The organism is Bradyrhizobium sp. Leo114 (genome assembly GCF_055229415.2).
The window spans coordinates 41509-54417 of the sequence record NZ_JBUYEN020000007.1 but is presented as its reverse complement, the minus strand read 5'-3'; the positions used below and the strand labels follow the sequence as shown (position 1 = coordinate 54417).

The window sequence follows — 12909 nt, the reverse complement described above, 5'->3', positions numbered from 1 at the left end:
CCACCGCATCTCACCGCAACGTTCGTGACGATCGCGAGCCGCCCCTCATTCGCCGTGAGACGCGCGGAGTTAAATCACTGATTTGCCCGACGGCGAAAGCGGAATGTTTTTCGCTGCAGGGCTGGACAGACTTTTGCTGATTTGCCCGTCGGGTTGATTTGTCGCACCGAAAGCAGCCACATCGTCATTCCGGGGCGTCGCGAAGCGATGAGCCCGGAATCCATTTCGCCCTCGCGCCTGCCGTCCGATGGATTGCGGGCTCGCGCCAAGAGGCGCGCCCCGGAATGACGAAGAGTGGTGGTTGAGGCGGCGCCCGGCTACACGAATCAATGTGCTGAGGACGCTGCTTTACACGATCAGGAATCAGCGGCCGCTACGCAGCCTCACGGCGCCACGCTGCTGTGGGCCACTTGCTTCGTGACGGGCCGTTCGCTGTGCGGCGAGCCCAGTGCGGTCCAGATCGCGGCGGCGAGCGCCAGGGCGGTCAGGATGTAGGGGGCAGCGTTCGGACTTCTGTTCTTCATCATCTCATCCGGCCGAATGGGCGCGCGTGCATGCCGAACACTCATCTCGCTGCATGAATACTTTGTCGGTATTAGGACGGTGCGCAAACTTAGCCACTAAAAAGTATTTGATTTGGGGCGACTGAATCGTCCATGCGATCACCCCATGACAGATTCATGACACGGGGACCTTGTGTGACTACCCAACCGCCAAGACTTCACGAAAACAGCAAACGTCGCAAATCGGCCCAGGAAGCGGTGGCCCGTTCGCTTGAGCGCGAGCTGGGCTTTCTGGCCGAAGAGCGAAAAGAGCGTGCCCTGCTGCTCGGATTGGATCCGACCGTGGTCGCGCCGAATCTCAGCAAGCCGGCGGAGTAGCGGACCACTAGATCATGATTCGATTAGACGGAATCGAATCATGATCTCATCTCTTTGTTTGAGCATGATCTTTTCGGAAAACCGGCTTCCACTTTTCCGGATCATGCTCTAGATGCCGGACGGGCCGATCAATCCGCCCGACACACCGGCCGGTTGACGATAGCAACGGACGGGACCACGAGACGGAACCCGCAATTTGCGGGTAGAGTTACCGCGACACAACCCTCGGTTACGGGATCGCCACGAAGCCTATCATACCAGGTGCGGTGCGTCCCCTGCGGCCGGCGTCCGTCAGCCACCGGACCTAGCAGAGGGAATGCGGCCTTCGGCCAGTGCGAACAGTTTGTGCGGATCACGCAGCACGATGCGCTGGCGGCCGCCTTCGACGAGGCCCTGCTGCTCCCATGCGCTCAAGATGCGGCTGACCGTGTGCAGCGCGGTGCCGGTCATCTCGGCCGACGTCCTGGCGGCTGATCGGAAAATCGATCTCGATGCCGGTCTCGATCCGGCGGCCAGCCTGCTTCCCCAGGCGAAGCACCGCATGCGAGATGGAACCGTAGGCCGTTGCCCACATTCCTCCGGAACGTTGTCCTGACGCAAATCGCGCAGGACCTCGGAACGCTAAGACTCAATATACCCCCGCCGAGGCGGGAAAGTAGCAACAAGTACATGAGCGGATGGCAGCCATGTCGATCCCAAGATTGCGCCAGTATCAAGGGCCGGCCGTACTCTCCTACGGCTTCCGGCCGTTCTTTCTGCTCAGCTCGGCCTATGCCGGCGCGATGATCGTGATCTGGCTGCCGGTGTATGAAGGTCATCTGGCCCTGACCACGGTGTTCTCGCCGCGCGACTGGCATGTGCATGAGATGCTGTTCGGCTATGTCAGCGCCGTGATCGGCGGCTTCCTTTTGACTGCCGTGCCGAACTGGACCGGGCGGTTGCCGCTGCAGGGCAATTCGCTGGCAGCGCTGGTCTCGACCTGGATCGCCGGCCGGATCGCGATCTTCCTCTCGGCATCGATCGGATGGGCTGCTACCGCTGTGATCGATGTCGCGTTCCTCACGCTGCTCGCGACGGCGGCCGCGCGCGAGATCGTGGCGGGACGCAAATGGAGCAACCTCCCCGTCGTGGCGATCGTTTCGCTGCTCTCGCTCGCCAATCTGGCCTTCCACATCGAGGCACATCTCAACGGGCTCGCCGATTATTCGACGCGGTTTGCGATCGCGCTGGTGATCATGCTGGTCACGCTGATCGGCGGTCGCATCATTCCGAGCTTCACGCGCAACTGGCTCGCGCGCCAACCCGCCGGCCAGATGCCGACTCCGTTCGGCGGCTTCGACAGCATCACGGTCGCGGCAGGCGGCATCGCGCTGCTGGCCTGGGTGGCGATGCCGCTGGGCGCGTTGACCGCGGCGCTGCTATTGCCCGCCGGCGCCTTCCATCTGATCCGGCTTGGGCGCTGGGCCGGATACCGGACCCTGTCCGACCGCCTGGTGCTGATCCTGCACCTGGCCTACGCGTTCATACCGGTGGGCTTCATCCTGACCGGACTGGCTGCGATCGACCTCGTTCCGGTGGGCGCCGGCATCCATGCCTGGACCGGCGGCGCCATCGGCGGGATGACGCTTGCGGTGATGACCCGCGCCACCCTCGGCCATACCGGCCGCGCGCTGCAGGCTTCCGCGGGGACACAGGTGATCTATGCCGCGATCGTTATCGCCGCACTCGCACGCATCTGCGCCTCGCTCGAGCCGGCGCACATGATCCCGCTGCTGACGGTGGCCGGCGCCGCCTGGGCGATCGCCTTCATCGGCTTCGTCGCGCTCTACGGCCCCGCATTGTGCTCGCCGCGAAAGGCGTGACGTTTCGACGCGGATTTGCTCTGTTTGAAGAGGTGATCGACTGCAGCCGGAAGGTCCTGCGGTCGCGTCCATTAGGGGCAATTTCACCAATTCGCATTAATCCTTTCGGAACCATCGGCGGCCGAAGCCGCCGGAAGCTCCAGAAAAGGTGTGCGATGCTCGGCAATCTCAGGATTTCCTCCAAGCTGATGATCATGGTCGGAGTTTCGGTGCTCGGCATTGTCGCCGTGGCCTTTGTCGGCCTGCAGGCGCTGAAGAACAATCTGCTCGAGGATCGCAAGGCCAAGCTGCAGGATCTGGTCCTACTCGCCAAGCAGACGGTGGAGCAGGACTACGAGGCCGCCAGGAAGGCCGGCCTTTCCGACGCGCAGGTCCTCGAACGAAGCAAGGCGCTGCTGCGCACGCTGCGCTTCGGCAAGGACGACTATTTCTATGCCCTGGGCAAGCAGGGCGTCGTCGAGTCGCATCCGAATCCGAAGGTCGACGGCAAGAACCTGATGGATACGGCTGATTCCGACGGCGTGTTCTACACCCGCCGGCAGGTCGAAATGGCTCCCCAGGGCGGCGGCTTCGTGCAGTACCGCTTTACACGCGTAGCCGGTGGCGAGGCGGTGCCGAAGATCTCCTATGCGACCGAATTCAAACCCTATGGCTGGGCCATTGCCGGTGGCGTCTATCTCGACGACATCGATGCGATCTTCTGGTCGGAGGCGCGCTGGATCGGGTCGATCCTCGCCGTCGCGCTGCTGCTCGTTGCCGGCATGTGCTTCCTGATCGGACGCAGCATCGTCGGCCCGATCACCGGCATGACCGCCGCCATGCGCAAGATCGCCGACGGCGCGACCGACACCGTGATCCCCGCGCAGGAGCGCCGCGACGAAGTCGGCGCGATGGCGCAGTCGGTCCAGGTGTTCAAGAACAACATGATCGATGCAGCGCGGCTGCGCGGCGAACAGGACGAGCTCAAGAAGCAGGCCGAAGCCGAGCGGATCAACCTGCTCGGCAAGATGGCCGACGAGTTCGAGAACAGCGTCCGCAGTTCGCTCGATGCGCTGGCGGGCGCCGCGGCCGGTCTGCGCACGACCTCGAACAGCATGTCGGGCGCGGCCTCGGAAGCGAGCCGCCAGGCGACGACGGTTTCCGCCGTCGCCGAGCAGGCCTCGGCCAACGTGCAGACCGTGGCCGCGGCGACGGAAGAATTGTCGTCCTCGGTCTCCGAGATCGGACGCCAGGTCGCGGAATCGACCCGCGTCGCGCAGCAGGCGGTGGAGGAGGCCAACCGCACCAATGTGACGGTGCAAGGCCTCTCAGCGGCGGCGCAGAAGATCGGCGACGTGATCAAGCTCATCAGCGATATCGCGAGCCAGACCAATCTGCTGGCGCTCAACGCCACCATCGAGGCGGCGCGGGCCGGCGAGGCCGGGCGCGGCTTTGCCGTGGTGGCGAGCGAGGTCAAGTCGCTGGCGAGCCAGACCGCGAAGGCGACCGAGGAGATCTCCGCGCAGGTCGCGGCGATGCAGGGCGCGACGACGGACGCGGTGCACGCGATCGAAGGCATCGGCGGCACGATCGGCGGAATCAACGAGATCACCACCGTGATCGCGGCGGCGGTCGAGCAGCAGGGCTCGGCCACCAAAGAGATCGCCCGCAACGTGCAGCAGGCCGCGCACGGCACCAGCGCGGTCTCCAGCAATATCGACGGCGTCACCCGCGCCGCGGGTGAGACCGGCACGGCCGCGGGCAAGGTGCTGGATTCGGCGGAAGAGCTCAACAAGCAGGCCGAGATGCTGCGAGGCAAGGTCGACGGCTTCCTCGCCAATATCCGCGCGGCGTGAGGCTTAGCTCGGCTCCAGCACCGTAGGAACTGCCAATCGCGGCCGCAGGTCGAGATTGTCAAGCTGCGACTGATCCTCGATCGCGCCGGGACGCAGCGTGGAGAAGCGGGACGGCGCGCGCCGCACCAGCCGATAGACGGAGGCCGGCGGCAGGTTGCTCATGGTGCGCCCGACCAGCGTGGCCTTCAGCCCGAGCCGATCGAGGATCGGCCGCGGGATCGGCGCCCTCGGTCCGTAGGTGAACTGATAGAACGCGCCGTTCGGACGCACATAGCGAAACGCGCCGCTTACGATCGACAGCACCTTGCGCGGCGACATCGTCAGCAACGGCAAGCCGCTCACGACCGCGCCGACCGAGCCGTCATCGGCGAGCTTCACCGTGCCGAGCCGCGCCGCGTCCATCCACAGCACGCGCGCGCCGGGAAAGCGCAATTGCAGGATCTGGACGAATTCGGATCCGTATTCGACGATGGTGAGATCCTGCTGCCTGATTCCCTTCTGCAGCAGCTTGTAGGTGAAGACGCCAGTGCCGGCGCCGAGCTCGATGATCGGGCCGGATGACGGCGTGATCTCGCGGGTGATCAATTCGGCAAGCGCGTTGCCGGACGGGGCGACCGCGCCGACCCGGCGCGGGTTGAACAGCCAGGAGAGAAAAAACGATGTGGCATCGTGAGACATGAGTCCATGACCTTGCAATAATAAGCACAGTGTCCCGGCGCCGCGCCGCAAGCCCCAGATGCGATTCGGATCAAGACGCGCGCATCATCGACGCGCGGCATTGCGACAGCATTGCGTGTTGTGAGGAGATGGTGCGGCCACACCAAAGGTGTCGTAGCCCGTGTGGAGCGAAAGCGTACCCCGGGCCCGCTCTCGACCTCAGCAATAACCGGTTGTCATTCCGGGGCTCGCGCTGCGCATCGTCCCGGAATGACGGCGGTGGGCGTGGCGAAGCCGGAGTAAATTAGCTCCGGCCGCCGAGCGAAACCTTCGGTGCCGTAGCCCGGGTGGAGCGTCAGTGTCACCCGGGACCGGTCGTCGATTTTGATAGAGATATCCCGGGTTGCGCTTCGCTTCGCCCGGGCTACTGGCTCTCAACTCACGGCCAAGGCGGGGAGCGCGATCGGTGGGAGGGAGATGCGAAAGCAGGCGCCGTGGCCGCTTCTTTCGGTGACGCTCACCTCGCCGCGATGCAGATGGATGATCTCGCGCACGAGGTTGAGGCCGAGGCCCGCGCCGCGGTGCCGCGGCTGCAGGCGGTGGAACGGCTCGAAGATGCGCTCGCGCTCTGAAGCCGGAATGCCGGGGCCCTGGTCGCGGACTTCGACCGTCGCCGGCGCGCTGACGGCAACGACGATGGCGCCGCGATGACCGCCATGCTGGATCGCATTCTGCACCAGATTGACGACCGCACGTTCGAGCGCGCCCCGATCGCCCCACACGTCGATCCGCGCACCCTCATGCTGCAACGAGATCTCATAGCCGGCCGCGATCGCGAGCGGCGCGAGATCGGCGATCACCTGTGCGCAGAGACCTGCAAGATCGATGGCGGACGATTGCGCCAGCCGCTGCTCGAGCCGCTGCAGATCGAGCAACTGCTCGGTCAGCGTCGCAAGCCGCGAGACGTCCTCGATCAGGCGCGCCTTCTCGGCGCTTTGCGGCAGGCCTTCCAGGCGCGTGGTGAGGATCGCGATCGGCGTTCGTAATTCGTGCGCGGCATCGGCGAGGAAGCGTCGATGCCGTTCATAGCCTTCATCGAGCCGTCCCAAGGCGTCATTGACGGCGCTCACCAGCGGCGCGATCTCGGTGGGGACGGCGCCAACCGGCAGCCGGGCGCCGCGCTTGTCGATATCGATCTCGCCGGCCTGATGCGCGGCTTCGTCAAGACCCGCGAGCGCGTTGCGCACCACGAGCGGGGTCGCCACCAGCGTCGTCAGCGCCATCAGGGCAAAGCCGGCCAACATCAGCCCGAAGAAAGCCAGCGTGATCTGCAGCAGCGACTGCGCATCCGAGATCCTGATCTCGCTGGTGACGATGATCTGCACCGGGCCTGCTGCGGTCTCGACCACTTTCATCTGTCCGCTGATATGACGCGAATCGTCACTGGCGCGATCCCAACTGCGAATTTCGCCATCGATATCGCCGAGCCCGCCGCCGAGACGGGCAAACTCCGGCGGCACGTCTCCCTCGGACAGCGAATGGCCGGACTTGTCGTGGATCACGAACCACAAATTCCGCGTATCGCCGCGCAGCTCCTTCAGCGCCGGGGTCTCGCGCAGGACAAGCGTTCCGTCAGCGCTGCGCGCCACCGCGTCGCGCAGCACATCGATGCCGCGACCATCGTCGCGCCGATATACGCAACCGGACGCCCACAGAGTTGCAATGAGCAAGACAAGAAAAGCGACGAGCAGCACCGCATGCAGCGGGATCAGCCGGCGGATCAGGCGCGAGCGCAGCGACGCCGTGTTCATCGACTTCATGATGCCGCTCGCAGGAGATAGCCGACGCCCCGGATGCCATGGATCTCGACGCCGGCGCCGGCCTCGGTGAGCTTGCGGCGCAGGCGCGAGACATGGGTATCCAGCGCATTCGACTGCACCTCTTCGTCAAGCGAATAGACGGCAGCCTCGAGCGACGAGCGCACGACCGTGCGCCCCATCCGCCGCATCAGGGTTTGCAGCACCAGCAATTCGCGGCGCGGCAATTCCAGGAGGCGGCCGTCGACCTCGGCCTCGCAATGGTTCAGGTTGAAGCTCAGCCGCCCGAGCCTGACGATATCGGGCTGAAGGTCGGCGGACCGCCGCCACACCGCCCGCAGCCGCGCCAGCAATTCCTCGGCCGCGAACGGCTTGGCCAGATAGTCGTCGGCGCCGGTGTCGAGGCCGGTGACGCGGTCCGACAATTCGCCCCGCGCCGTCAGCACGATGACGGGGGTCGGGATCGCCTTGGCGCGGAGCTTCGGGATCAGGCTGATGCCGTCGCCATCAGGCAGGTTGCGGTCGAGCAGGATCGCGTCATAGGCGCCCACCACCATGATTTCCGCGGCCTCCATCAGCGAGGTCACCCGGTCGGCCAGCATGTCGTAGCTTTTCAGGACCGCAGACAAGGCCGACGCCATCTCGTCTTCGTCCTCAACCAGAAGTATTCGCACCACCCTGACCCAGGCAATTCAAGTTGACCTGGTTCCATAGAGCCGCTGGATTGCGGCTACATTGCGTGTTTGCCGGTCACCGGGGCGCCAAAGGGGGGCTCGAACGGCCGCCGAACCCGCGCATCGCGGCCTTGCTCAATTTGCGCAGCCACAACACCGAGCTTGCGACCACCGTACAGAATAGCCAGTCGCCGGCACCCAGGCTGACGGTCGAGAACGCTTCCTGGGGAAGGGCGCATAAACAACCAGCGCGTGCAGCAGGAGCGAAAACACCACTGCCGCCCAGAGCCAGCCATTGGTGAAGAGGCCATGGAATGCGCTGAGCTCGTCGGAGCGGGCGTTGAAGACGTTGAAAAGCTGGAACAGCACCAGCGTCGTGAAGGCCATGGTGCGCCCATAGGCGATCGTGCCTGAACCTTCGATCAGGCCGCCCGGAAGCGAGGCGTCCAGCACCAGCAATGTGCCAACCGCCATGATGATCCCGACCAGGAAAATCCCGCCCCACATCGTCAGCGTCATGACGCCCTCATCGCGCGGGCGCGGCGGGCGCTGCATGATGGCGGGGTCCGCGGGGTCGACGGCGACGCCGAGCGCGGGCGCGCCGTCGGTCACCAGGTTGATCCAGAGGATTTGCGTCGCCAAGAGCGGAAGCACGACGACACCGCTGGCGGCGGAAAGTCCGATTGTATCGGCCAGCACAACGCCGAAGAACATCGTCAAGACCTCGCCGATATTCGACGACAGCAGATAGCGGAGGAATTTGCGGATGTTGTCGAAGATCGCGCGCCCCTCCTCGACCGCGGCGACGATGGTGGCAAAATTGTCGTCGGCGAGCACCATGTCGGCCGCCTCCTTGGAGACATCGGTGCCCGTAACCCCCATGGCGACACCAATGTCGGCCGCCTTCAGCGCCGGGGCATCGTTGACGCCGTCCCCGGTCATCGCCACGGTTTCCCCTGCCCGCTGCAGCGCCCGCACGATGCGCAGCTTGTGACCGGGATTGACGCGGGCATAGACCGAGACCTCTTGCACAACGCGGTCGAGTTCTTGCTCCGTCATGGCCTCGAGCTCGGCGCCGGACACCGCGCGCTGGCCTGACGTGATGATGCCGAGCTCGGCGGCGATGATCGCCGCGGTCTTGGGATGATCGCCGGTGATCATGATGGGGCGGATGCCTGCCGCCCGGCTCCGTGCGACCGCATCGCGCGCTTCCCGGCGCGGCGGATCGATCATGCCGATCAGGCCGAGAAAGACCAGGTCCTGCTCCACGTTCTCATCGAATGCATCATGCTGCGACCTTTCTGCCGGAAGCGAGCGGAACGCGACGCCAAGCGTCCGCAGCGCTTCCGCGGCCAGCGCATCATTGCTCGCCATGATCTCCGACTTGCGCGCGTCGGTGAGCGCGACCGCATCTCGTCCGACGAGTTCGTGGGTGCAGCGCGCGAGCAGGACATCGGGCGCGCCCTTGGTCACCGCGATCAGGCGGTCGCGCCGCTCGGCATCCGTATGCACCGTGCTCATCAATTTGCGCTCGGACGAGAACGGAATCTCGCCGATCCGCTCGAAGCGCTGATCGAGCGCGGCAGGGAGCAGGCCTGCCTTGCATGCGGCCACGATCAATGCGCCTTCGGTCGGATCGCCCTGCACGATCCAGGCGCCATCACGTTCCTCCAGCAGCGCGTTGTTCGCGCGTTCGGCCGCCGTCAGCGTGCGCTCGAGCTCGAACTGCAGCGCGCTGCTGTCCGACGCATCACTGGCAAGATGCACGTCGCCCTCCGGCGCATAGCCGGTGCCGGAGAGATTGGTGGAGCCGCTCGCCGTCACGACCCGGCGCACCGTCATCTCGTTCCTGGTCAAAGTGCCGGTCTTGTCGGATGCGATGACGGTCGCCGAACCGAGCGCTTCCACGGCGGCGAGACGGCGGATGATGGCATTCTTCTTTGCCATCCGCTGCATGCCGATGGACAGCACGGCGGTAACCACCGCCGGCAGCCCTTCCGGAACCGCGGCGACGGCCAGCGCCACGCCGAGCAGCAGCACCGCGAAAATCTCGGAGAAGCCGTTGATGTCGCTGACGAGAAAGATCGTGCCGATCATGGCCACTGCAATCAGCACGACCGTGATCGCAAGCACCTTGCCGACGCGCGCGAGCTCGCGCTGCAACGGCGTGGCCTCCTGCGGCGCCTCCCGCAGCATGCCGGCGATCCGGCCCATCTGCGTCTGCATCCCGGTCGCGGTGACCACCGCACGACCATGCCCATAGACCGCGGTGGTCCCGCTGAAGATCATGTTGTGCCGGTCGCCGAGCTCGGCCTTGTCAGCCAGCGGCGCGACGTGCTTGCTCACCGGCAGGCTTTCGCCGGTGAGCGCGGCTTCCGCCGTCTGCAGCGCGGCTGACATGATCAGCCGGGCGTCGGCCGGAATGGTGTCGCCTTCCGCGATGACAATGATATCGCCCGGCACCAGCTCCGCCGCCGGGATGTTGCGCCGCTCGCCATCGCGGACTACGTTGGAGTGCGCGGCGGACATCTCACGCAACGCGGCTGCGGCGCGCTCCGCCCGGGCCTCCTGGATGTAGCCCATGAGCGCGTTGAGCAGCACGATGGCAAGGATCGCGATGGCCTCGTAGGGCAGCGCGGTTTCGTGCTCATTCAGCCAGATCGCGATCGAGATCACCGCCGCCGCGATCAACAGGAGCACCAGCACGTCGGTGAACTGATCGAGGAATTTCAGCCATTCGGGACGCGGTGGCACTGTGTCCAATTCGTTTCGGCCATCGCGCGCGAGGCGCTGGGCGGCCTCCGCACTGCTCAGGCCCCGCTCGGCATCGGTATGCAGGGCGGCCACCGTCTCCGCCGCCGTCTGTCGGTGTACCTCGTGCATCGTCGGATCGGAGGATTTTCTGTGCATGCTGCAATGATACGTTGCGATGACGTTTCCTGGTACCGGGAACCGCGCTTGTCGGGATGATCCATGTCAATCGACACGACGCGATCGGCGCTGCAGAATGCAGGTGAACGAAATGTCGCAGCCAAGATCGTTGCGGTCTCGCGCCGGAACCCAGACGATCGAAGCGGCCGTATGGCTGAAAGGTAGCGTCACATGAGCGAAGCAAGCGCGACCAAAGAACCGCCGAGATCAATTCTGCTCGCCACCGATCTCAGCCCCCGCTGCGACCGCGCGCTGGATCGCGCCGTGCTGCTGTCGCAGTCGTGGCAGGCGAAGCTCGTGATCCTGCACGTTCTCGAAAAACTTCGGGATGCGGATTTCGATCCGAGCGTTCCATCCTGGCGACGCCCTCCCGATCCCGTCAGCGTGGCGGCAAAGCAGTTGCTGGCCGATATCGGCCCGCTGGCGAAGATGGCCGACATCGTGATCGATGAAGGCGACCCGGCCGAGGCGATCGTGCGCACCGCCGAAAAGAAAGGATGCGATCTCATCATCACCGGGGTTGCAAGGGATGAGCCGTTCGGGCGACTTTTCCTTGGCACGACGGTCGATCGCCTGCTTCGCAGTTCGCACACACCGATCCTGATCGTGAAGAAAAGGGGACAGCGGGCTTACGGCCGCATCGCCGCAGCGATCGACTTTTCAGATTCATCACGCCATGCACTCGAGGCCGCGGTCCGCTGCTTCCCCGACCAGGCGCTCATGATATTCCACGCCTACGAGATACCGATGAGCGGGTTGGCCCACGATTCCGCTGCCTATCGACGGCAATGTCAGCAGGCTGTCGAGCGGGACTACAAGGCCTTCCTCACGACAATGACATGCGGCGAGACGATCAGGCGGCGTGCACGTTCGTTCATCGAACTTGGGACGCCGGATGAAGTGCTGCGCCGAGGCGTGCGCGATATGGACATCGACCTTGTCGTGCTCGGCACCGAGGGGCGCGGCGCGCTCTCCGAAATGCTGATTGCAAGCGTCGGCAAACATCTCATGGCCGAACTGCCATGCGACGTCCTGATGATCAGGGAGCCGCCCGCCGCACCAACAGCCGCCTGATCCGCTGTTTTGCCGCAACAGGTAGCGGTCACGTCGGCTCCGCAGGACCTACCTGGATGCTTCGGCTTCGTGGGCCGCCGTCCATGGGATCAACTCGCGCGCCAGTGCATCGAAGGCGGCGTTGAAAGCCTTTGCCGCCGGGGCGGGGGCGAGCGTCTCGATCGGCGCTTCCTGCTGGAAGACGCGCGCAGCGCGCAGATGTCCTGACGCATCGAGGAGCTTGGCGGACAGCGCGATCACGGCGTGCGGCTGTGGCGTTGTGACGATCTCGAACTGGCGCAGGTCGAGCAGCAGGCGGGACGAGCCTTCCGGCGCGGCGTCGGGACGGAACGGCGGATGGGCGATGTCGTAGTTCTCGAAACTCTGCAGCAGTTTCGCCTGCACGAGCTGCGGCAGGGCGTCGCTCCATTGCGCGTCGGCAAAATCCTTGTCGCCGCCGCCCGCGAACAGGTAGCGCTGGGTCTGCAGCGCAGTGATCGCCGTCGGCTCAGCAATGGAAAGCGTTCCCTTGAAGGGGCGGACCGGCGCATCGAACCGGCTGGCGGGGCTGAGGTCAAAAGTCGTCTTGCGCGCTGGGGCGCCACCGCCGCCCATGGTCCGATCGAGACCGGCGATGATATTGTCCAGGCGCGGGGTGTTGCGCGCCAGCCCGTCCGCAAAGGTGCCGATGTTGCCGATCGCATCGTGCAGGGTTGCGGAATTTTCGCTGAGCACCGTATCGACCTTGCGCAGCGCATCGCGCGCGGCCTGCGTCATGCTCTGCCCCGCGCCTTTCTCGGCGATCAGCGGCCCTTGCACGCGCGGGGCATCGATCCGCTCGCCGCCTTCCAGCGCCACCACGGGCACGCCAGTGAGGCCCTGGAAATCGAGGCCGACTTTGGTATCGGCGCGCACCGGCGTGTGCTCGAGCACGGCGATGGTGGCATGAACGTCACGCGGCCGGTCGGGCACGAATTCGAGCGAAGTGACTTCGCCGACACGGATGCCGTTGAACAACACAGGGGCACCCACGAGCAGGCCGGGAACGGGCCCATTGAACACGACCTGGTAAGTCTCGCGCTTGCCGATGCCGCCGGTGTTGTTGAGCCAGTAGACGAAGCCGAACACGGCGACGATCGCCGCCAGGACGAAGGCGCCGACAACGATAAAGGGTGCGCGCGTTTCCATTGATGTCGTTC

At 65.2% G+C, this 12909-nt stretch carries 8 protein-coding genes and 2 pseudogenes; 3 read left to right on the top strand and 7 right to left on the bottom strand.

The features are described 5' to 3' along the window. Positions 1–383: 383 nt before the first annotated feature. On the bottom strand, positions 384–524 hold the full coding sequence (locus ACZIRK_RS10395) for a hypothetical protein (protein WP_155255498.1): 141 nt from the start codon (positions 522–524) through the stop codon (positions 384–386). Positions 525–1172: 648 nt separating this feature from the next. Further along, positions 1173–1431 (bottom strand): annotated as a pseudogene (locus ACZIRK_RS10390) (helix-turn-helix domain-containing protein); the annotation flags it as partial. A 136-nt stretch (positions 1432–1567) separates the two neighbouring features. On the opposite strand from ACZIRK_RS10390, the gene ACZIRK_RS10385 reads away from it, so the two are divergent. Next, positions 1568–2743, top strand: coding sequence for an NnrS family protein (locus tag ACZIRK_RS10385; RefSeq protein WP_349645143.1), 1176 nt, complete (start codon positions 1568–1570; stop codon positions 2741–2743). A gap of 155 nt (positions 2744–2898) precedes the next feature. Next, positions 2899–4578 carry a methyl-accepting chemotaxis protein gene (locus tag ACZIRK_RS10380; RefSeq protein WP_130231431.1) on the top strand — a complete coding sequence of 560 codons (1680 nt, stop codon included), beginning with the start codon at positions 2899–2901 and terminating at the stop codon, positions 4576–4578. Positions 4579–4581: 3 nt separating this feature from the next. Here the strand turns inward: ACZIRK_RS10380 and ACZIRK_RS10375 are convergent, their stop codons facing one another. The 4 genes and pseudogenes from ACZIRK_RS10375 to ACZIRK_RS10360 all read right to left on the bottom strand — a co-directional run bounded on the left by ACZIRK_RS10375 (position 4582) and on the right by ACZIRK_RS10360 (position 10636). Beyond that, complete coding sequence (locus ACZIRK_RS10375) at positions 4582–5256, bottom strand: class I SAM-dependent methyltransferase (protein ID WP_051397142.1); 675 nt, start codon at positions 5254–5256, stop codon at positions 4582–4584. 413 nt (positions 5257–5669) lie between these two features. Continuing rightward, the gene (locus ACZIRK_RS10370) at positions 5670–7055 is read right to left on the bottom strand and encodes a sensor histidine kinase (protein WP_463327341.1); all 1386 of its coding nucleotides are present in this window, start codon (positions 7053–7055) and stop codon (positions 5670–5672) included. Then, complete coding sequence (locus ACZIRK_RS10365) at positions 7052–7726, bottom strand: response regulator transcription factor (protein ID WP_130229906.1); 675 nt, start codon at positions 7724–7726, stop codon at positions 7052–7054. Before ACZIRK_RS10365 ends, ACZIRK_RS10370 begins: the two co-directional genes overlap by 4 nt. A gap of 76 nt (positions 7727–7802) precedes the next feature. Next, positions 7803–10636 (bottom strand): annotated as a pseudogene (locus tag ACZIRK_RS10360) (cation-translocating P-type ATPase). A 192-nt stretch (positions 10637–10828) separates the two neighbouring features. On the opposite strand from ACZIRK_RS10360, the gene ACZIRK_RS10355 reads away from it, so the two are divergent. Beyond that, complete coding sequence (locus tag ACZIRK_RS10355) at positions 10829–11731, top strand: universal stress protein (RefSeq protein ID WP_130229908.1); 903 nt, start codon at positions 10829–10831, stop codon at positions 11729–11731. Positions 11732–11779: 48 nt separating this feature from the next. Here ACZIRK_RS10355 and ACZIRK_RS10350 read toward each other — a convergent pair whose 3' ends face one another. Then, positions 11780–12898, bottom strand: a complete 1119-nt coding sequence (locus tag ACZIRK_RS10350) for an ABC-type transport auxiliary lipoprotein family protein (protein ID WP_463327340.1) — start codon at positions 12896–12898, stop codon at positions 11780–11782. Positions 12899–12909: the final 11 nt, after the last annotated feature.